General features: G+C 69.9%; 14 protein-coding genes. 5 read left to right on the top strand and 9 right to left on the bottom strand.

Annotation, left to right across the window (positions count from 1 at the left end; translation table 11 throughout):
- Positions 1–9 precede the first annotated feature (9 nt).
- From ACU6XJ_RS13170 to ACU6XJ_RS13150, 5 genes are read left to right on the top strand one after another with little or no spacing between them, the layout of a single operon-like run.
- Positions 10–1,677, top strand: coding sequence for a carbamoyltransferase family protein (locus ACU6XJ_RS13170; RefSeq protein WP_476310362.1), 1,668 nt, complete (start codon positions 10–12; stop codon positions 1,675–1,677).
- Positions 1,674–2,945, top strand: a complete 1,272-nt coding sequence (locus ACU6XJ_RS13165) for a condensation domain-containing protein (RefSeq protein WP_476310359.1) — start codon at positions 1,674–1,676, stop codon at positions 2,943–2,945. The genes ACU6XJ_RS13170 and ACU6XJ_RS13165 overlap by 4 nt, the downstream gene beginning before the upstream one ends.
- A 16-nt stretch (positions 2,946–2,961) precedes the next feature.
- A complete protein-coding gene (locus ACU6XJ_RS13160; RefSeq protein ID WP_476310357.1) occupies positions 2,962–3,609 on the top strand; it encodes an HAD family hydrolase in 648 nt (215 codons plus the stop codon).
- Complete coding sequence (locus tag ACU6XJ_RS13155; RefSeq protein WP_476310354.1) at positions 3,609–4,703, top strand: inositol-3-phosphate synthase; 1,095 nt, start codon at positions 3,609–3,611, stop codon at positions 4,701–4,703. The genes ACU6XJ_RS13160 and ACU6XJ_RS13155 overlap by 1 nt, the downstream gene beginning before the upstream one ends.
- A complete protein-coding gene (locus ACU6XJ_RS13150; RefSeq protein ID WP_476313991.1) occupies positions 4,703–5,350 on the top strand; it encodes a class I SAM-dependent methyltransferase in 648 nt (215 codons plus the stop codon). Before ACU6XJ_RS13155 ends, ACU6XJ_RS13150 begins: the two co-directional genes overlap by 1 nt.
- A gap of 67 nt (positions 5,351–5,417) precedes the next feature.
- Here the strand turns inward: ACU6XJ_RS13150 and ACU6XJ_RS13145 are convergent, their stop codons facing one another.
- The 9 genes from ACU6XJ_RS13145 to ACU6XJ_RS13105 form a co-directional block, all read right to left on the bottom strand.
- The gene (locus ACU6XJ_RS13145; protein WP_476310351.1) at positions 5,418–7,067 is read right to left on the bottom strand and encodes a carbamoyltransferase C-terminal domain-containing protein; all 1,650 of its coding nucleotides are present in this window, start codon (positions 7,065–7,067) and stop codon (positions 5,418–5,420) included.
- Positions 7,068–7,141: 74 nt separating this feature from the next.
- Positions 7,142–8,077 (bottom strand): 3-oxoacyl-[acyl-carrier-protein] synthase III C-terminal domain-containing protein, encoded by a 936-nt coding sequence (locus ACU6XJ_RS13140; protein ID WP_476310348.1) that lies wholly within the window; start codon positions 8,075–8,077, stop codon positions 7,142–7,144.
- Complete coding sequence (locus tag ACU6XJ_RS13135; protein WP_476310345.1) at positions 8,074–9,420, bottom strand: condensation domain-containing protein; 1,347 nt, start codon at positions 9,418–9,420, stop codon at positions 8,074–8,076. Before ACU6XJ_RS13135 ends, ACU6XJ_RS13140 begins: the two co-directional genes overlap by 4 nt.
- A gap of 17 nt (positions 9,421–9,437) precedes the next feature.
- Positions 9,438–10,469 (bottom strand): MupA/Atu3671 family FMN-dependent luciferase-like monooxygenase, encoded by a 1,032-nt coding sequence (locus tag ACU6XJ_RS13130; protein ID WP_476310343.1) that lies wholly within the window; start codon positions 10,467–10,469, stop codon positions 9,438–9,440.
- Positions 10,466–15,079 (bottom strand): type I polyketide synthase, encoded by a 4,614-nt coding sequence (locus tag ACU6XJ_RS13125; protein WP_476310340.1) that lies wholly within the window; start codon positions 15,077–15,079, stop codon positions 10,466–10,468. The genes ACU6XJ_RS13130 and ACU6XJ_RS13125 overlap by 4 nt, the downstream gene beginning before the upstream one ends.
- Positions 15,079–16,920 carry a non-ribosomal peptide synthetase gene (locus ACU6XJ_RS13120; protein ID WP_476310338.1) on the bottom strand — a complete coding sequence of 614 codons (1,842 nt, stop codon included), beginning with the start codon at positions 16,918–16,920 and terminating at the stop codon, positions 15,079–15,081. Before ACU6XJ_RS13120 ends, ACU6XJ_RS13125 begins: the two co-directional genes overlap by 1 nt.
- Positions 16,917–17,924, bottom strand: coding sequence for an MDR/zinc-dependent alcohol dehydrogenase-like family protein (locus ACU6XJ_RS13115; RefSeq protein ID WP_476310335.1), 1,008 nt, complete (start codon positions 17,922–17,924; stop codon positions 16,917–16,919). The genes ACU6XJ_RS13120 and ACU6XJ_RS13115 overlap by 4 nt, the downstream gene beginning before the upstream one ends.
- The gene (locus tag ACU6XJ_RS13110; RefSeq protein WP_476310333.1) at positions 17,921–19,150 is read right to left on the bottom strand and encodes a Coenzyme F420 hydrogenase/dehydrogenase, beta subunit C-terminal domain; all 1,230 of its coding nucleotides are present in this window, start codon (positions 19,148–19,150) and stop codon (positions 17,921–17,923) included. The genes ACU6XJ_RS13115 and ACU6XJ_RS13110 overlap by 4 nt, the downstream gene beginning before the upstream one ends.
- Positions 19,147–20,415 carry an aspartate aminotransferase family protein gene (locus tag ACU6XJ_RS13105; RefSeq protein ID WP_476310330.1) on the bottom strand — a complete coding sequence of 423 codons (1,269 nt, stop codon included), beginning with the start codon at positions 20,413–20,415 and terminating at the stop codon, positions 19,147–19,149. Before ACU6XJ_RS13105 ends, ACU6XJ_RS13110 begins: the two co-directional genes overlap by 4 nt.

Raw genomic sequence — 20,415 nt, 5'->3', positions numbered from 1 at the left:
AAAGGTGCAATGGGTTCTCAGACAACATGGGTCGCGGGCCTCAACCACGGCGCACACGACGCCTCCTGCGCGTTGCTGCGCGACGGCGAGTTGGTGGTCACCGTCGAGCAGGAGCGGCTGTCCCGGCGCAAGCGCGCGGTGGACCAGTCGCCCGCGGACGCCCTGAAATACTGCCTGGACTACGCGGGCATCGAACTGTCCGATGTGGACGTGGTGGCGCTGGGCTCCGACCACGACGAGCTGGCGAACTGGCTGCGGCTGACGCCGGAGAACCGGCATGAGGTGCTGCCCTTCGACCAGCCTTCCTGGCTGTTCCCCGACTCGGTGTTCGACGGCGCCCGCCCAAAGGCGGTGCAGCCGGTCGAACACCACCTCGCGCACGCGGCGAGCGCGTTCTGGCCCAGCGGCATGGACGAGTGCGCGTTGCTGGTGATCGACGCGATGGGCGAGAACACCGCCACCTCGATCGCGGTCGGCAACGGCGACAAGATCGAGATCCTGGAGGCCTACCCGGTCGACACCTCGCTGGGCTTCTTCTACGAGGCTGCCTCGGAGTACACCGGCCTTGGCCGCAACGACGGCGGCAAGCTGATGGGCCTGGCCTGCTATGGCCGCCCCCTCTACGACGCGGCGCTGGCGTATGAGGACAACGACATCGTGTGGAAGGGCGTCGCGGACGCCACGACGTACGGCCGTGACCTGATCAACGAGCGGTCGGAGAACCTGCTGGACCACTTCGCCCGCCACTGCTATCCGTACGCGCGGCGGCAGGGCGAGTCGATCCTGGCCTATGCGGACTTCGCTGCCTCGGCGCAGTCCGCGCTGGAGACCACGGTGCTGGCGCTGGCCCGCCGGGCCCGCGAGCTGACCGGGCTGTCGAACGTCGCGCTGGCCGGCGGGGTCGCGTTGAACTGCACCGCCAACGGCAAGCTGTCCCGCAGCGGCATCTTCGACGAGGTGTACGTGCAGCCCATGGCGCACGACGCGGGCGTCGGTCTCGGTTCGGCGCTGGTCGCCGCCCGCGACCTGGGCAGTTCCCTGGACGGCTCGCGCATGACGCACGCCTACTGGGGTCCGCCGATCACCCGCGAGGACACCGTCACCGCCTTCGCCGAGGCTGGGCTGGCCGCCGAGGAGCTGCCGTACGAGCAGCTGCTGCCCAAGGTCGCCGACCTCATCGCCTCCGGTGCGATCGTGGCGTGGGGTCAGGGCCGCGCCGAGGTCGGGCCACGGGCGCTGGGTGCGCGCAGCCTGCTCGGCGACGCCCGCGACCGGGAGTCGCTGACCCGGCTGAACAACGCCAAGAACCGCGAGATGTGGCGGCCGCTGGCGCCCAGCGTGGCCGAGGAGCACTTCGACGAGTACTTCGTCGGGGCCCCTAACGCGTTCATGATCGTGGCCGCCCAGCTGCGGCCCGAGGTGCGGCACAAGATCCCCGCCGTGGTGCACGTGGACGGCTCGGCGCGGCCACAGGCGGTCAGCCGCGAGGCCAACCCCGTCTACCACGACCTGCTCACCACCTTCCACCGCCGCCATGGCGTCCCGGTGCTGGTGAACACCTCGCTGAACGTGGCGGAGGAGCCGATGGCGTCCTCGCCGCGCGACATTCTCAACACCTTCCGGCTCAGCGGCGCCGACGCCGTGGTGATCGGCAACCATCTCGCGCTTCGAGGATGAGCATGAGCGATTTCGGCGAGGTCGCACCTGAGCTGGTGCGAACGGACTCGACGTTCCTCGCGGGCGTCGACGAGGAGCTGTGGCTGCTGGACAGCCTGGACAAGGGCTTCGCGCTGACCGGTTCGGCCTGCTACTGGGACCTGCCCGCGGAGCACGACCCCGACGTGCTGTTCGAGGCGCTGCGGCTGGTGGTGGCGAGCCACGACACGCTGTCGTCGCGGTTCGAGAAGCGTGGCGAGGAGATCCACTACCGACCGGGTTCCTGCGAGCCGCAGCTGCTCACGATGGACGGCGTCAACCAGCCATGGTTCGAGTCGAACGTGGTGGACCACCCCGATCCGTTCACCGGTCCGCTGGTGCGCGCGGTCGCCGAGCTGGACTCCGACGGGACGAGGCTGCACCTGCAGGCCAGCCACTCCGCGGTGGACGGCTGGGCGTGGGCGCGGCTGATCGAGGAGTTCGACGCCACCTACCGGTGGCTTACCGCGGGCGAGCGGGTGGCGGTGGAGCCGCGCCCGCAGATGCGTACCTGGTGCGAGCAGCAGCGCAGGCTGCTGGAGTCGGATTGGGATGGTCACGTCGGCAACTGGGCGAGGCTGCTCGACTCGGCGGGGCTGGCCGCGCCCGAGGACCCCGAGCAGGTCGGCGACGACAGCGGCTCCGTGGAGTGGACCGCGTCGGACGGCCTGTGGGAGCGGGTGCGGCGGGCGGCGGCCAAGGAGAAGACCACCATCGTGGCCTTCCTGCTCAGCCTGTACGCCGAGGCCCGCGGCGCGGTGCTCGGCGGCCCGCAGGCCATGCGGGTGCCCTACGTCAACCGGGACACCCCGAGCTCCCGCGAGGTGATCGGCAACCTCAGCACCCAACTGCTGGTGCCGCTGCCGGACCTGCGCGGGCTGCCGGATGTCTCCACCCCGGTGTACGGCCAGATGCTCGACGCGATGCAGTGCCTGCCGATGCCGTTCACCGCTGCGGCGCCGAAGCTGCTGCCGCAGTGGGCGATCGACTCGATGTACTGCTGGATCCCGTTCGTCTCGGTGCTGCCCGGCGCCGACCGGTGGGAGCTGTGCGGGGAGGTCGGCACCGAGCTGTACGCGCCCGCCACGGACACCCCTGGCTGCGCGGTGATCGTCGACTCCGACGCCGAGGACGACGGCGAGCAGGACGCCGTGACCGTGGTGATGCGGTGGACCGACCTGCCGAGGGCGACCGCCCGGCAGTACCTGGCCGCCTTCGACGGCTTCGTCGACAGCCTGGCGCGGCTGTGAGGCCTTGGGGGATCTCGTGATCGAGACATTGCTGGTGGACGCGGGCGGCGTGTTGTTCAGCAACATCAACGAGGAAACGGACTTCCTGCCCGAGTTGGCCGTGAAGTACGGCGCCGATCCGGTGGCGCTGCGCAGGGAGATCGACGTCAACAAGGCCTGCTACGAGTCCGACGAGAAGCACGCCCACCAGGTACTCACCGAGTGCCTGCGCACCGCGGCGGGTCGCGGCGACATCGTGCTGGACACCGACTGGGTGGACGGCCTCTACCTGGACAACGTCACCGCCTACCAGCCGGTGTTCGACGTGCTGGCCGAACTGCGCGGCGAACACCCCGCCCTGCGCTTGGTGCTCGCCAACAACGAGGCAGCCCACTTCGACCGCCTCAAGGACCAGCGATACGGGCACCTGGGCCTGTTCGACGTGATCTGTTCCTCGTGGTCGGTCCGCGCCGTCAAACCCGCCGCCGAGTACTTCCAGCGGGTACTGGCCGCCTGCGAGGCCACACCGAAAACGAGCCTGCTGGTCGACGACCGGCAGGACATCATCACCGCCGCAACCGGATTCGGCCTGGGGACGGCGCACCTGCCGCATCCGGACGCCATCCGGACGGTGCTTGGGGACGAATTCGAGCTGCTGAGCAAGAACTATGAAGGGTCAGTCTGATGCAAAGCTCCCACCAGAAATCCGTACGGGTGGCCATTGTTGGGGTTGGCAACTGCGCTGCGTCGCTGGTGCAGGGCGTGCACTACTACCGCGACGCCGATGCCGACGCCCGGGTTCCGGGTCTGATGCACGTCCAGTTCGGGGACTACCACGTGCGCGACGTCGAATTCGTCGCCGCCTTTGACGTAGACGCCAAAAAGGTCGGCCGCGACCTCTCCGAGGCGATCGTGGCCTCGGAGAACAACACCATCAAGATCTGCGACGTCCCGCCGACCGGCGTGACGGTCCAACGGGGCCACACCTTCGACGGCCTCGGCGAGTTCTACCGCGAGATCATCACCGAATCCGACGACAAGCCGGTGGACGTCGTCGCCACCCTCCGCGAAACCCAAGCCGACGTGCTGGTCTCCTACCTTCCCGTCGGCTCGGAAGAAGCGGACCGCTTCTACGCGCAGTGCGCGATCGACGCCGGGGTGGCGTTCGTCAACGCCCTGCCGGTGTTCATCGCCTCCGACCCGGAATGGGCGCAGAAGTTCACCGACGCCAGGGTCCCGATCATCGGCGACGACATCAAGTCCCAGGTCGGCGCCACCATCACCCACCGCGTGCTGGCCAAGCTGTTCGAAGACCGCGGAGTGGAGCTGCTGCGCACGTATCAGCTGAACTTCGGCGGCAACATGGACTTCATGAACATGCTCGAACGGAGCAGGTTGCAGTCCAAGAAAATCTCCAAGACCCAGTCGGTGACCTCCCAGGTGCCGCACGAGATGGAAAAGGCCGCCGTCCACATCGGGCCCTCGGATCACGTGCCGTGGCTGGACGACCGCAAATGGGCCTACGTCCGCCTCGAAGGCCGCGCCTTCGGCGACGTGCCGTTGAGCATGGAATACAAACTCGAAGTCTGGGACTCCCCCAACAGCGCAGGCGTGATCATCGACGCCATCCGCGCCGCCAAGATCGCCAAAGACCGAGGCATCGGCGGACCCATCCTCTCCGCCTCCAGCTACTTCATGAAGTCCCCACCCGAGCAGTACTCCGACAGCGAGGCGCGGGACAAGGTCGAGCAGTTCATCCGCGGCGAAATCGACTCGTGATGCGACTGGACGAGTACATCCGGACCTGCCGGTTGCCGGAGATCCACCAGGGCTTCCAGCCACTGGAGAAGGTCGACACCCAGGGCTGGGGCAGCGACCACGTGGTGTTCAAGCAGCTCATCGGGGAACTGCGACCGAGCTCGATCATCGAGCTCGGCTCGTGGAAGGGCGCCTCGGCGATCCATATGGGACAGCTGGTGCGATCCTTCGCGCTGGACGCGAAGATCCTGTGTGTCGACACCTGGCTGGGCGGCCCGAACACCTATCCCTGCGAGTTCTTGGACGACATCCTGCCGCGCGGCGGCCGAGTGCGGATGTTCGAGCAGTTCCTGACCAACGTCGCGCACTTCGGCCTACAAGACGTGATCTACCCGCTGCCCTCCACGACCCGAGACGCCGCCAACTCCCTGGCCGCCCTCGACGTGCGAGCAGACCTGATCTACGTCGACGCGGGCCACGACGAGCCCGCCGTGCTGGAGGACCTGACCCACTACTGGCCGCGCCTCCGGGAGGGCGGCATCATCCTCGGCGACGACTACGACACCACCATCCACCCCGCGGTGGTATCCGCCGCCAACAAGTTCGCCGCGGAACTGGGCCTGCCCATCGAGGACCACGGCGGCAAGTTCGTCATCCGCAAGCCCTGAACCTGGCAAGAGACGTGAGGGGTAAGGCGAGTACCAACTCGCCTTACCCCTCACGGTTGTGTGCTTTTCAGGCCAGGTCCACCAGGCGGTCTCCCAAGACCAGGAAATCCAGCCCGATCGCCCGCGCGCTCGCCAACGCCCCGGAAGCGTCGTCCACCACGGGCTCACCACGCCGGTTGAACGAGGTGTTGATGCTGACCGGCGGGGCGCCCGCGCTGCGCAGGGCATCCAGGACCGCCCACATGGGTTCACGACGGTCGGTGATGATCTGCGGACGAGCGCTACCGTCGACGTGGGCGATCGCGGGTGTATCCCGCAGGCCGCGGTCGGTGACCTCTGCGGCGCCGATCATGTACCGGTGCAGCGCCGGATTGCCGTTCCAGTACCGATCCTCACATTCCGCCAAACCCACCGGCCCGAACGGCCGCCACAGTTCGCGGCCCTTGGCCAGGTTCAGGCGATCCCGCATCTTCTCCTGGTTCGGCGCGGCGATGATCGAGCGGTGGCACAACGCTCGCGGACCGATCTCGGCGCGGCCGGTGACGATCGCCCCGATCTCGCCGCCCAGCAGGCGCCTGGCCACCTCATCCGGCGCGAACGGCCGCTGCGGCAGACCCGCCACCGCCGAATCGATGTCCGAAGTGGACACAGCTCGCCCGAGGTAGGGCGTGAGGGGCTTGCCGGTGTAGCCGGGAGGCGCGACGCTCCAGGCCGCGCCGAGCGCGACGCCCGCATCGTGCGGCACCGGCGGCACATACACCGGCTGGGGCAGCAGGCCGTTGGAGGTGCAGTTCAGCGCCACGCCGCCGGAGAGGCACAGCGCGTCGTGGCCGGTGACGTCGCGGGCTCGGGCGGCGAGCACGGCGAACACCTGCTGGAGGCTGTGCTGCGCGCTCCACGCCACGCCGACCGCGTTCTCGTCGCGATCCAAGTCGTAAGTACCGGTTTCCCCTCGCGGGTAGCCCAGTGCGGCGAAGTGCGCCCACCAAGCGTCGATGATCTCCTGGTAGGTCGCGTTGGGTGGCAGCGTGAACGGGGGCGCGAAGTCGTCGCTCGCCACCTCGTAGACCGGGCGCGGCTCCAGGCCGCGTGCCCTGCCGTGGGCGGCAAGGCCCATGGTCTTGCCCGCTTCCAGGAACGACAGGCCGATGTACTCCGATACCGCGTTGTACATGTAGCCCAGCGAACTGGGGATGGGCCATCGGTCGCGGCGGATCAACGCCCGGCCGTAGGCGGCGTCGTAGATGGACACGCTCTCGTCATCGCCGTTGCCATCCACGACGAGGACGGCCGCCTCGGCGTGCCCGGAGGCGTAGAACGAGGCGGCCGCGTGTGCGTAGTGGTGCGGGATGTACACCAGGTCCGGGTGCCGCACCGGGTCGAGTTGCCATCCCAGCGCCGCCGACAGGAGGTCCCGGGTGTCCCCGGGCTCCCAAGCCCGTCCCAGCACCGGCGGGTCCAGCTTGTCCAGGTCCGTTCGCGCCGAATGCCGCGGCATGTCCCACCCGATCGCCACGACGTCCACATCGGACGGGGTGATGCCCGCGATCTCCAGGCATGCTTTGGCCGCCTCCCGCGGGTAGGAGTGCAGGCCGTGTTTGACGCGGGTGACCCGCTCCTCCTCGACAAACGCGTGCACCACGCCGTGGCCGTCGATCAGGCATGCCGCCGGATCATGCCAGCCCAGCGGCGGCGCGTTCAGCCCAAGAACCCACACTGGTATCCCCCTTCGAATCGCGCGAAAGCGCTTACTTGGCACCCAGCTCACTGGCCACGGGCGATGGCCCGCGGCTAGTTGGTGTTGTGGCAGCGCAGCAGGACTGCGCCGAAGTGGGCGATGCCCATGCCTAGAAGGACGGCGGTGTCGCCTTCCGCCGCGTCGCCGCCCGCGTCGGACAGGGCGATCAGAGGATCGGCGCCCAGGCAGTGGGCGGTGCGGCCGACGTTGCCCACGAAGACCCGGTCCATGTCGAAGTCCAGGTCGCTCAGGTAGAGGTGGAGCACGTTCTTGGCGAAGTTGCTGGGGTAGACGGCGTTCACCGCGTCGGGAGTGAGACCGCTGGCTTTCCACAGCGCGTCGAACAGGACATGGTTGGCTTCCATGCGGTTGAACAGCTGCTTGCGCGGTTCCACGTCGGTGCGCAGCAGGTCGAACGCGGCGTGCTGGGCGCCGTTGAGGACCGCCCAGCCGGAGGCGTCCGCCGATACCAGGGCCGACGCGGCGCCGTCGCTGCCGATGGCGGCGCCGCCCGCGACCACGCGGCTGCCGGGGCTGACGCGGTCGGTCAGATCGGAGGCCAGCAGCAGCACGTGCCGGCGGGAGCCGTCGCGGACCATGGAGGCGGCCAGCGACAGCGCGGCCATGGCGGTGGCGCACTCCTGGACGCCCACGTTCAGCGGCACCGCCCGGGACAGGCCGAGTTCGGCGGTGAACTCGGCGACGTCGCGGTGGCCGCGGCGGCCGCGGTCCAGGGAGTCGCTGGCGATCAGGACGCAGTCGACGTCCTCGGGGGCCAGGCCCGATGCGGCCAGGGTGCGCTGGGCGGCGGGCAGCGCCAGCCGCAGGGCCGATTCCTCGGAGGTGAAGTAGTCGGCGAAGCCCGCCTCCTCGGACAGCAGCGCCTCCTGGAGTTTCGCGCTGTCGGCGACCTCCTCCAGGTCGGCGGCGGCCAGTCGGTCCTCGCCGAGCTCGTAGGCGATCGAATGCAGCACCGCGAGAGCGCTCATCGGGACGCCACCTCCGCGGCCAGTGCCGTGAACCGGTCGGCCAGCTGTCGGGCGTCCTCGGCGGTGTAGAGGCCGGTGTCGTACTCGACCCAGCCGTGCAGGCGGCCCGGCTCGTCGTAGACCGAGACGGTCAGCCCGAAGCGGGCCGTGCCGCGGTCCACGTCGAAGGTGCGGTACTCCAGGTCGCCGAAGCGCTGCGCGCGGTCGCCGATGAGGTTCTCGAACACGAACACCGAGTCGAACGGCAGCCTGCCGATCGAACGCTCGCTCGCGGCCGTCGGCGGGATCAGCTCCACCGGGTAGGAGCCGTGCTGTTGGCTGCCCAGGACCGCGGCCCGCGCATCACGCAGCCGCTCCTGCAACGCACCGGTGCCCGCGTTGCGCAGCCGCACCGGGAGCACGTTGAGCAGGTAGCCGATCAGCTTGGCGGTCTCCTGCTGGGTCCGGTTGGCGTTGAAGGTGCCGAACAGCACGTCCTGGCTGCCCGCGCGCTCGGCGAGCACATCGCCGAAGATCGCGCACCACACCATGAACGGCGTGACCGCCTCCCGCTTGGCCAGTGCCTGGAGGGCTGCGCCGACCTCGGCCGGGAACTCGAACGCGTGCCGCTCGCCGCGGTAGGTCCGCTTCCTGTCGTGGTCACCCAGCGCGGCAACGGGATCGCCCGCGACCTGCTCCGCCCAGTGCGCGGCGGCGGCGCGGCCGGGGCCGCTGCGCACCCATTCCCGCTGCCAGGTTGCGAAGTCGGGGAACGTCACCGGCACTTCGGGCAGCGCGGTCGCGCCGCCGAGGACCTCGCCGAGTTCGTTCAGCAGTACTTCGAAGGACCAGGCGTCGAAGACCAGGTTGTGGATGACCAGCACCAGCCAGGTCCGCTCGCCGTCGGCGATCACCGCGACCCGCAGCAGCGGGCCCGCGGCCAGGTTGAACGGCAGCCAGGTCAGCGTGTGCGCCAACTCCAGCACGGCGGGCTCGCCCGCCAGGGTGTGCGTGGACAGTTCCAGTTGGAGCTTGTCGTGCAGCACGTTGACGGGTTCGTTGTCGCGCAGGTCGATCGTGGTGCGCAGCGCCGGGTGGCGCCGGGCAAGCGTCTCGAACGCGGCACGTACCCGGTCGGCCTCGACGCGGCCGGAGAGCTCCACGACCTGGCAGACCACGTCCACCGGCAGATCGGGGTGCGCGGTCTGCACGTTGTAGAGCCTGCGCTGTCCCGGGGACAGCGGGCTCAGCCGATCGCCGACGGCGCGCAGCGCGGGTGGGGTGCTCGCGGCGTCGACCCGGCGGACCAGCAGCTTGCGGGCGTCCGGGGACAGCGCCGCGACGCGGGTGGAAAGCTCGGACATATCCCTCTCCTCAAAGATCAGCTGAAGCGGCGCCGGAGTTCACCGAGGTGGGTCAGGCTGTCCACGACCTGCTGCTCGTCGACGCCGAAGTCGATGAGGCAGGCGATCTCGTTGACGCCCATCCCGGCGAACCGCTCCACCACGGAGGCACAGGAGTCGGGCGTGCCCAGCAGCGCGCCCTTGTTGAAGTACTTGTCGAAGGCGAACTCGATCAGCGCCTCCTGGTCACCGCCGGACATATCGCGCACGCCCGCGCCGGGCGCCAGATTGCGCTTCTGCGAGTCGATGACGGTGAGGAAGGACTTCAGGTAGTTGGTGAACGGCGGGTACACCGTTTCGCGCACCTGGTCGAGGTCGGTGCCGATGAAGCTGTGCAGCATCAGGGTGACCGTGTGCGCCTCGGGGTCATGCCCGTGCTCGGCCAGGGTCTTGCGGTAGACCTCCAGCTTCTCCTCGAGCTCCTCGTTGTTCATGTCGATCAACGCGGTGAGCACATTGCAGCCCAGCTTGCCCGCGGTGATGAAGGTGTCGATGCTCTTGGTGCAGGTCAGCCACAGCGGCAGCTCGGGCTGCACGGGGCGAGGGTGCAGTTCCACCTCGACGTTGTTGCCCAGCCCGTCCCGCACGGTGACCGGGGCGCCTTCCCAGAGCTGGCGGATGGTGTCCACCGCGTCGAAGGTGATCTTGCGGCGGTCCTCCCAGTTCTCCGGGCGGATCGCGAAGTCCACCGGGCTGAACCCGGTGGCGAGTGCCAGTCCGGCGCGGCCGCGGGAGAGGTTGTCCACCACCGACCATTCCTCGGCGATGCGGATGGGGCTGTGCAGTGGGGCGATCACGCTGCCCGCCCGGATCTGGAGCCGCTTGGTGTGCATCGCGAGCGCCGCACCCAGCACCGAGGGGTTCGGGTAGAGGCCGCCGAAGCGGTGGTAGTGCCGCTCGGGCGTCCAGATGGCGTGGAAGCCGTTCTCGTCGGCGAAGCGGGCCGCGTCGAGCACGAACCGGTACTTGTTCTTCTCGTCGCCGGAGAAGAAGATCAAACTGAACTTCATCGTGCTACCTCTGCCTTGAGTTCGCGGCTGATGTCTTCTGCGCTGAGCGCCTCCACGGCGGACAGCAGTTCCTCGGCGTGGTCGGGTGCGAGCCGCGCCAGGGCCGCCAGCACGTCCTCGGCGGCGAAGGACTCCGCGGGCTCCCGCCGCTTGGTGATCGACCGCGCCATGGACGCGGCGGTGGGCTCGTTGAGCACCTCCGCGAGCGGCACCTCGACGTTGAACAGCGACCGCACGTCCGACAGCATCCGCACGATGAGCAGCGAGTCGCCGCCCTTCTCGAAGATGTCCGCGTCGGCGGGCAGGTCGTCAACACCGAGCGCGTCGCGGACCATGCGCAGCACCTGGTCGGCGAGGTCGTCGCCGCTGACCTCGGCCGCGGCTTCCAGCGCGGCGGTGGGCGCCTGGTAGTCCTTCCACACCCACTGCTCGATGCGCCTGCCGATGTCCCAGGTGGACACCACCACCTCGGAGCAGTCCAGGGTGAGGATTCGGCGGATGGCCTCCAGGCCCTGCTCGGGCAGGACGGTCTTGTCGTCCATCACCCAGCCCAGCGCGGAGCGGCTGCGCTTGTCCTCCTGGTTGTGCTGCCAGACATCCCAGTCGACGCTGATCCACACCGCGCGGTCCAGCTTGCGGTTGGCGGCGACCGCGGCGGCGGCCATGAAGTAGTTCGCCGCGCCGTAGCCGAGCAGCCGCAGGCCGCCGAAGCGGGCGGACAGCGAGGACATCAGCAGGCAGAAGTCCAGGTCGCGGTCGGCGAGCAGGCGTTGCAACACGATCGTGCCGTGTGCCTTGGGCGCCAGGTGCCAGCCGCACTGCTCCAGGCTCGCCGAGGTGATCGGGCTGTCCATCTCGGCACTCGGCACGCCCGCGGTGTGCACGACGCCGTTCAGGCCGCCGAACCGCTCGTCGATCTGCGCCAGCGCCTTGGCCACCGCCTGCTCGTCGGAGACGTCGGCGACCAGCACCAGCGGCTCGACGCCCGCGGCCTCCAGTCGTTGCAGCCGCCGGATCTTGGCCGAGGTGGGGTCCTTCTCGTCGTGCCGTGCCAGCCAGTCGTCCCACTCGGCACGCTCGGGCAGCGCTTCGCGGATCATCAACGCCAGGTTGGCGCCGTGGTCGCGGTGCAGTCGCTCGCCGAGCAGCGCGCCGATCTCGCCGAGGCCGCCGGTGATCAGGTAGGTGCCGTTCTGCCGCACCCGCCCCGGCCCGTCCCAGCTTGCCCGGACCGGTTCGACATCCTGCACGAACCGGTCGGCGCCGCGTACCGCGATGGCCAGTTCACCGCGGGCGTAGGTGGACAGCTCCTTGAGCAGCGTCCGCCTGCTGCGGGCGTCGGGCTGTGCGGGCAGGTCGACGTGGGTGGCCCAGATGTTGCCGTGCTCCTGGCCGAGCACCTTGGCCGCCAACGTCAGCGTGGCCAGTTCTGGCCGTGGGTCGGCGTCGAAGCCCGCTACCGCGTAGGCGCCGGTGGTGACCACGTCGACGCGCAGCGGGCTGCCGATGTTCTGTTCGGTCAGCGCCTTGGCCAGCGCCATGATGCTGTACATGCCCAGGTGCTGGGCCTGCTCGAACCGCTGGACGCCGTACTCGCCGTCGAGTGCGTCGGCGCCCCAGAGGTGCAGCACCCGCGTGGGAACCACGCCGTCCTCGGCGAGTGCGGCGAGCAGTCGGCTGAAGTCCGCCTCGTCGCTGGGCCGGACCCGGAAGGTGCCGTCCTCGTCGCGGCCGAAGGCGTTGCCCGCCAGCACCCGCACGACGCGCCTGCCCGCGAACAGTTCGCGGCTGATCTCGTCGGCGATGCCGCCGCGGTCGGCCAGCAGCAGCACCGGACCGTCGTGCTCCTCGGTGGGGGTGTGCGAGTTGGGCGACTGCTTCCACACCGGCGTGGTGAACCACTGCTCGATATCCAACTTGCCTGCGACCGCACGGCCGCCGCTGCCCGCGACCGCGGCCTGGCCGCCGTCGACCCAGTAGCGGGTCTCCTCGAACGGGTAGGTCGGCAGCGCCAGCCGCCGCCCGCGGTCGGCGTAGAAGGCGGGCCAGTCGAGGTATTGGCCGGAGGCCCACATTTTGCCGAAGGCCAGCAGCAGGTTTTGATAGTCGGCGACCGGTTCCTTCTTGCGGCCGAACGAGCTCAGCGTGAGCACGCCGGTCTCGCGGTCGGGGTGCCGCCGCGCATAGGTGGTCAGCGTCTGACCGGGTCCGACCTCGCAGAACACGTACCGGCCCGCGGCAAACAGCGTCGCCAGCCCGCCCGCGAAGTCCACTGTGGACCGTAGATGCTGAGCCCAGTACCGCGGGTCGGTGACCTGCGAGTCCTCGATCCAGGTGCCGGTCACGTTGGAGATGAACGGGATCCGCGCGGGCTTGAGGTCGATCTCGCCGAGCAGCGCGGCCAGCGGCTCCATCGCCGGGTCCATCATCGCCGAGTGGAACGCGTGCGAGGTCGGCACCTTGCGCGCCGCGATGCCCTCGTCGGCCAGCTTCTCGGCAAGCTCGCGGATGGCCTCGGCGGGTCCGGCGACGGTGCACACCTCGGGCTCGTTCACCGCCGCGATCGACACCTCCGCAGGCAGCAACGCGGCCAACTCTTCCGGACCGACCATCACCGCCAGCATCGAACCCCGGGGCAGCTCATCGATCAGCTTGCCCCGCTCCGCGACGACCTTCACGGCCTCGGGCAGCGTGAACGTGCCCGCGATGGTGGCCGCCACGTATTCGCCGATGCTGTGGCCGATCATCGCCGCGGGTCGCACGCCCCAGCTCATCCACAGTTGCGCCAACGCATACGACACCGCGAACACCGCGGGCTGGGTCAGCCGCGTGCGGCTCAGGTCATGCGCGGGACCGTCGTAGCCGCGCAGCTTCGGGTAGAGCGCGTCCCGCAGGTCCAGCCCGAGCAGCGGCAGCAACAGGTCGCTGACCTCGTCAATGGCCGCGCGGTACACCGGCTCGTGCTGGTAGCACTCCTGGCCCATGCCCACGTACTGCGAGCCCTGGCCGGGGAGGACGAACACCACCGGTTTGGTCTCCGGCTGACCGGAGTCGGTGAGGAAGACCGCCGGGTCCGCCTTCTCCAGGGCGTCGGCAGCTGATTCGGCGTCGGCGGCCAGCACCAGGTTGCGGTAGTTGAACATCCGCCGCCCCAGCGCGGCGGTGCGGCCGACGTCGGGCAGCGACACCTGGCCGCCGCGCAGGTGCTCGACCATCTCTCCGGTCAGCTTCGCCAGCGCCGCAGGCGATTTCGCCGACACCGGCAGCAGCGTGAACGGCCGCCGGTACTCGGAGGGCTGCTCGACGGCGGGTGCCTGTTCCAACACGACGTGGGCGGTGGTGCCGCCCATGCCGGTGGAGTTGATGGCGCACCGCAGCGTGTCGCCTTCCCAGGGTCCTGCCGAGGTGAGCACGTCGAAGCGGGTGCCGTCGACCTCGCAGCCGGGATTCCACTTCTGGAACGTCGGGGTGCCGACCAGGGTGCGGTGCTTGAGCATCAACACGCACTTGATGAAGCTCGCGACCCCGGCGGCGATGCTGAGGTGCCCGATGTTGCCCTTCACCGAGCCCAGCCACGCGGGCGAGTCCGCCCGGTACACCTGGCTCAGCGCGGCGAACTCGATCGGGTCGCCCATCTTGGTGCCGGTGCCGTGCGCCTCGATGAAGCCCACCGAGTCGGCGTCCACACCGGACACCGCCAGCGCCTCCGCGGCCACCGCGGCCTGACCGGCGACACCGGGCGCGGTGTAGCCCGCGCGGTCGGCGCCGTCGTTGCCGACGGCCGAACCCAGCAGCACCGCCCACACGGTGTCGCCGTCGGCGATGGCATCGGCCAGCCGCTTGAGCACCACGACGCCGACGCCGTTGCCGAACACGGTTCCGTTGGCCTCGGCGTCGAAGGGGCGGCACACGCCGTCGGCGGACAGGATGCTGTCCGGCTCGTGGATGTAGCCCGCTTCCTGCGGGAACCGGATCGACACGCCACCGGCCAGCGCCATATCGCATTCGCTGTTGAGCAGGCTCTGCGCGGCGAGGTGGATCGCGACCAGCGAGGTGGAGCAGGCGGTCTGCACGCTCACGCTCGGCCCGGTCAGGTTGAGGTGGTAGGAGGTGCGGGTCGCCAGGTAGTTGCTGTCGTTGCCCATCTGGGTGGCCAGGTCCTTGCGGAGCTTGGCCACCGATCCGCCGTAGGCGTCGCTGGTGAGCAGGTTGTTCAGCGCGTAGGTGTTGCCCAGCGCGCCCGCGAACACGCCGATGCGGCCGCGGTAGATCTCCGAGCTGTACCCGCTGTGCTCCAGCGCCGACCACGAGGTTTGGAGGAACCGGCGAAGCTGTGGGTCCATCCGCTCGGCCTCGCGGGCGGAGAGGTAGAAGAACGACGCGTCGAACCCGTCGACGCCCTCGATCACGCTGGCGCGGCGGACGTAGTGCGGGTCGGCGGCCTCGTCCTGGCCCACCCCGGCGGCGGCGAGCCGCGAATCGTCCAGGTCGGTGATCGACTGGGTGCCCGCGAGCAGGTTCCGCCAGTACTCGTTCAGGTCGCGGGCACCAGGGAACTGGCAGGACAGCCCGACGACGGCAATGCGATCGTCCCAGTTCTCGTCGGTCATCAGCTGCTCTCCTCCTGCGAAGCGTGAACTGAACGGCGCCTGCGGGCGGCCCTGCGGAGTGCGCCCCGGTCGCTGCCCGCCAGCGTCGGCGCACCCGCGCTCGACTCCCCCTGGAGAAGGCGGGCCAGCGAGCGCACGGTGGGCGCCCGGTAGAGGTCGACCATGCTGACCTCGTGGGGGATGCGGCCCTCGAGCAGGCCGTGCACGGTGGCCATCCGCACCGATGAGCCGCCGAGGTCGAAGAAGTTGTCGTCGGCGCCGACACTCGCCAGCCCGAGCACCTCGCCCCACACCGCGGCCAGCGTCTGCTCCAACTGCGAGGTCGGCGCCACGAAGTCGGTGCTCAGCTCCGGCCGCGCGCCGTCCGGCGCGGGCAGCGCCTTGCGGTCCAGCTTGTGGTTGACGGTGAGCGGCAGGGCATCCAGGAACACCACCGACGTGGGCACGGCGTGCACCGGCAGTTTCGCGCCGAGCCTGGTCCGCACCGCGTCCGAGGTCAGCGATTCGGTCTGCTTGACCACCACGTACGCGGCGAGTTGACGTTCGCCGGAGGCGTCGTCGTAGGTGGCGACCACGCCGTCGGCGACCTCGGGCAGCAGCTTGAGCGCGCCCTCGATCTCGGCAATGTCCACCCGGATGCCGTTGATCTTGACCTGGAAGTCCTTGCGCCCCAACAACACCAGCTTGCCGTCGGCGTCCCGGCGGGCCAGGTCGCCGCTGCGGTAGGTGTCCGGGTCGCCGTCGGGGCCTGACCTGCCGTGGTTGGGCGCCAGGTAGGCGCTGCGCACCACGATCTCGCCCTCGCCGGGTCCGTCGAAGGGCTTGCCGTCGGCGTCGATCAGCTCCACCGAGGTCTCCACCACCGGCGATCCCAGCGGCATCACCGGGGTGGTCAGCTCATCGGCCTTGCCCATCCTCGACAGCAGCGCACACGAGCACTCGGTGGAGCCGTATGCGCTGGCCAGCACGCAGTCCTCGGAGAACAGCCGCCGGTAGGCGTGCACGTCGGAGCGGTGGATGTGGTCGCCGCCCAGCGCGAGCACCCGCATGGTGGGCAGCGAGCCGCCGGTCGCGTCCAGCACCCGCACCACGCTGCGGAAGATCGGCAGTGTGGAGTGGTAGACGGTGACCTGCTCGTCGGTGAGCCGGTCCACCAGGCCCTGGATGCCCAGCTGTTTGAGGTCGACCGGGTGCAGCGAGGCGCCGGTCAGCAGAGCGGCGTAGGTGTCCTGCACCGCCGAGTCCCAGCTGTAGGCGGATTGCAGGCTCAGCCGGTCGTCGCGGTCGATGCCCAGACCGTTCACCCAGGCGCGGATGTGGTGCAGCACGTTGCGGTGGGTCTGCAACACCGCCTTGGGCTTGCCGGTGCTGCCCGAGGTGTAGAGCTGGTAGGCGGGGGTGTTCGGCGAGAACACCGGCAGTTCGGCCCGCTCTCCCGGCACCGCCTCTTCGACGGTCAGCACCGGGCGGTCACCCGCGAGCTTCCGCGCGAGGTCCACATTGGACTCGTCGGTGAGGATCAGCTCGGCGCCGGAGTCCTCGACCAGGTACTCCAGCCGTTCGACCGGATAGGCGGCGTCCAGCGGCACGTACATGCCGCCGGTCTTGAGCGCACCGAGCACGGCCGCGACCATGCTCGCCTCGTGGCCGAACACCAACCCCAGCCTCGTGGGGCTGCCCGCCCGCACCAGCAGCGCGGCGATGGCCTCGGCGCGGACATCCAGTTCCCGGTAGGTCCAAGTCGCTGTCGCCGACCGCACCGCGATCCGGTCCGGACCAGCGGCGACCTGTGCGGCGAAGCGCTGCGGGATGGTCTGCTCGATGTCGGCGGCGGTCATCATGAGGCCGCCCCGTAACTCAGCCGCACCGACACGACCTCGCTGCCCGCCCGCGCGAGTTCGTACGCGCGGTGCGCCTCGGCGAAGGGCAGCGTGGGGATGGCCATGCCGCCCGGCTGGATCACGCCGTCGGTGATCAGCCGCAGCGCGCGTTCGAGGTTCGCCTCGACGGTCTGCTCACCGGGCTCGGGCTCCACCGCGACGCGGCCATGCACGTGGTCGTCGTCGCGGTACCCGGCGCCGCAGCGCGCCGAGTAGCGGATGTCCAGGTTGCCCATCTCGACGCTGAAGTAGACGTTCGCGCTGAAGCGGCCCACCGCCACCAGCGAGGACCGGCGCGTGGCCCGACCCGCCCACTGAGCCGCGGCCTTGACAGCTTCGGTGCCGTCACCGGCCAGGCACAGGAACACGCACCGCGGCCCATCCGACTCACCGTCCGGCAGGCGCCCCGGCTGGCACACCTCGAAGCCGAGGCCCGCCATGGTCGCCAGCCGCGCGGGGTTCAGGTCGCTGACGGTGACGCTCTTGGCCTTGGTCCTGGCGACCTGCGCGACCAACTGTCCGACGATCCCGGCGCCGACCACGAGCACCTCACCCTCGGCGGTCTCTCCCGCGCGGTCAAGGGCGTGCATCGAGGTCGCGGCGAGGTTGGCCAGCACGGCATCGGCCAGGTCCACGTGATCGGGAACCGGCACCACCAGCTTGAACGGCACGTCCACCACATCGCCGTGGGTGGCGTAGCCCCAGCCCATGGCGATCACGCGCTGCCCCGGCCGCACCGAGGTGACGCCGTCGCCGACCGCGAGCACGGTGCCCGCGGAGCAGTAGCCCAGCGGGAACCGCTCCCCGGTGCGCAGACCGCGGTCCACGTAGTGCATCTCGGTGCCGGGGCTGAGCAGGCTGTACTCGGCGGCGATCCGCACCTGCGCGGGCGCGGGCCCGGCCAGTTCCACCGGCACACCGCGAACACCCGCGTGGCCGTCGGCCATCAGTCTTGTCGCAATCATTGGTCCCCCGGTGATTTGGCGGCCTTGACCGGGCCCTTGAGCCACTCCTCGTCGGACTTGACCTCGAGTTCCTCGCGGAAGCCCGGGATGGGGCCCAGCGGGATCGGCTTGCCGGACTCCTCATAGGTGGCGCGGCGGTGCCGCTTGCGCTCCAGCCCGAGGTTCAGCCCCTCCAGTTCGATGGGCCAGATGTCCATCAGCCCGTTCTCCACCGCGAAGTCCAGGACATCCGCGCCGCGCTGGGTGCGCACGAACACCCGACCGTGCTTGGCCGGTTCCTCGGTGAGCAGGCTGGAGTCGAAGATGTTCGGGTCGCCGTCGCTGACGCTCACATCCGCCAAACCCGACATCCAGTCGCCGCAGCTCAGGCAGCGGTGCGTCTTGTTGCGCGCCAACTGGCGGACCGCTTTGAAGAACGGCACCTCGTGCTCGCCGCCGGTGTCGGTGCGGACGCTGATGTTCCCCGGGTAGCGGCCCTCGCGGAACATGAACCGGGTGACGCTGGAGACCGGGATCTCCACGAGCTCGTTGATGATCGACACGGTGCCCGCGGGCTTGGTGCTCGACGAGCAGGCCGTCTCCACGATGAACACGACGTGGTCGCGCGCCCAGCGCCCGATGGCGGTGTCCATCCGCTGGAGCTTGCGCATGGCCTGCACGTGGCAGGCGGTGCCGGTCATGGCGACCCTGGCATCCGGCCGCTGCACCATCACCTCCCGCAGCGCACCCAGGAACGGCGCCAACTGGTAGGTGGACTGCGCGGTCTTCACCACGTCGGCGGAGTCCTCGGTGATGCGCGGCGCGGCCCGCCACGGCGCGTCCGGGGCCCGGCCCATGGACAGCACGTAGTCGGCGCCGAAGCCGTGCATGGCCGAGCGCAGCAACGCGGACATGCTGCCGCCGCTGGCGGAGGCGGCGAAGACGTCCTCCTCGGCGGACCGCCCGCCGACCACGGTGCGGAACACGCCGAGCCAGCGCTCATCGGGTTCGCGGCGGCGGCCGAACAGCACGTCCTCGGACTCCGGTGTGCCGGGGTCGAGGCCGGGGCAGGTGTCGACGCAATCGGTGCAGGACCCGCACTCGGCGTCGGTCCAGTTGTCGACCAGCAGCGTCGGCGCGAGGCCGTTGAAGCCGATCACGGCGGGTGGGCAGGCAAGCTGGCAGGCGCCGCAACTTGTGCAGAGCCCCTGGTCCAGCACGGTTTCCTGAAGCGCGGTGAAGGTCACGACAGCACCTCGGAGTCGACCTTCGCGGCCACCGTGCCGAGCGTGGAGACCAGGAAGTCGGTCTCCTCGTCGGTGAGCAGCACCGGCGGCACCAGCTTGATCGTGTTGCGCTGCGGCCCGCCGGTGAACAGCACCAGCCGCTCGGCCAGCGCATGCCGCTGGAACGCGGTCATCAGTTCCGGTGCGGGCGTGCCGTTCACGGCGAAGTCGATCGCGGCGAGGCCCCCGACGACACGGGTGGCGCTGATCCAGTCGTACTGCGCGGCCAGCGCGCCCAGCGTGTCGCGGAAGGTCTCGGCCAGCGCGTTCGCCCGCTGCACCACGTGCTCCTCCTCGACCACGTCCAGCACCGCGCTCGCCGCGGCGGAGGAGACGGGGCTGCCGGAGAAGGTGGAGGTCTGCTCGCCGGGCGGCAGCGCGTTGACGGTCTCGGCCGGTCCGGTGACGGCACCGATCGGGAAACCGTTGCCCAGCGACTTGCCGAGGATCAGCAGATCGGGAGGGCTCGCCATGCGGTCGGCGTAGAACATCGTCCCGGTGCGGCCGATGCCGGTGTAGATCTCGTCCAGCACGAACAACGCGCCCGCGGCGCGGGTCACCTCGGCCAGCCGGTCCAGCAGTCGCGGCGGCAGCGGCCACATGCCCTCGGTGGCCTGCACGGGTTCGGTGATCACGGCGGCCGCGCCGCCGTCCTCGGCCGCGGATTCCAGCGCGGCACGCAGACCGGCGACGGTCTGCTCGATCTGCTCGTCGCCGATTCCGTCGGCCGCCTTGGGCAGCACGCAGCGCAGCACGCCCGCCTCGGCGGGGGCGCCGTGCGTTTTGAGCTCTTCGCGCCAGGTCAGAGCCAGCGCGCCCGCGGTTTTGCCGTGGTAGGCGTGGTCGAAGGCGATGACCTTCCGCCTGCCGGTGGCCGCGCGAGCGATCTTCATCGCGGCCTCGACGGCCTCCGCGCCGGTCACCGTGGGCAGCACCGCGGCCTCGGCGTAGGGCACCAGGTCGGCCAGCCGAGAGGTGAACCGCACCCTCGGGTCGGAGGAGAGCTTGCAGCCGGTGTGCGCCAGCGCGCCGATCTGCGCGGTGGCCGCGCCGATGACCCGAGGATGTTGGTGGCCCAGCGTCACGGCTCCGCTGCCCGCGGTGCCGTCGAAGTAGTGCTCGCCCGCGGCCGTGATCAACCACGCACCGCTGGCCTGCGAGAAGTCGGGGCCCAGGCTGTTGCCCGTTGACACCGCCTCCGCGCGTCGAGTGATGTCAGCACCCAT

It is taken from the genome of Actinorectispora metalli (assembly GCF_056323685.1).
This window is presented reverse-complemented; position numbering and strand designations above follow the sequence as displayed.

What these genes read in the sequence shown, in the direction of transcription:
- ACU6XJ_RS13170 (WP_476310362.1), top strand. Translation starts at nt 10, where the DNA reads ATGGGTTCTCAGACAACATGGGTCGCGGGCCTCAACCACGGCGCACAC.
- ACU6XJ_RS13165 (WP_476310359.1), top strand. Translation starts at nt 1,674, where the DNA reads ATGAGCATGAGCGATTTCGGCGAGGTCGCACCTGAGCTGGTGCGAACG.
- ACU6XJ_RS13155 (WP_476310354.1), top strand. Translation starts at nt 3,609, where the DNA reads ATGCAAAGCTCCCACCAGAAATCCGTACGGGTGGCCATTGTTGGGGTT.
- ACU6XJ_RS13150 (WP_476313991.1), top strand. Translation starts at nt 4,703, where the DNA reads ATGCGACTGGACGAGTACATCCGGACCTGCCGGTTGCCGGAGATCCAC.
- ACU6XJ_RS13140 (WP_476310348.1), bottom strand. Translation starts at nt 8,077, where the DNA reads ATGAGCGCTCTCGCGGTGCTGCATTCGATCGCCTACGAGCTCGGCGAG.
- ACU6XJ_RS13135 (WP_476310345.1), bottom strand. Translation starts at nt 9,420, where the DNA reads ATGTCCGAGCTTTCCACCCGCGTCGCGGCGCTGTCCCCGGACGCCCGC.
- ACU6XJ_RS13130 (WP_476310343.1), bottom strand. Translation starts at nt 10,469, where the DNA reads ATGAAGTTCAGTTTGATCTTCTTCTCCGGCGACGAGAAGAACAAGTAC.
- ACU6XJ_RS13125 (WP_476310340.1), bottom strand. Translation starts at nt 15,079, where the DNA reads ATGACCGACGAGAACTGGGACGATCGCATTGCCGTCGTCGGGCTGTCC.
- ACU6XJ_RS13120 (WP_476310338.1), bottom strand. Translation starts at nt 16,920, where the DNA reads ATGATGACCGCCGCCGACATCGAGCAGACCATCCCGCAGCGCTTCGCC.
- ACU6XJ_RS13115 (WP_476310335.1), bottom strand. Translation starts at nt 17,924, where the DNA reads ATGATTGCGACAAGACTGATGGCCGACGGCCACGCGGGTGTTCGCGGT.
- ACU6XJ_RS13105 (WP_476310330.1), bottom strand. Translation starts at nt 20,415, where the DNA reads ATGGGTGCTGACATCACTCGACGCGCGGAGGCGGTGTCAACGGGCAAC.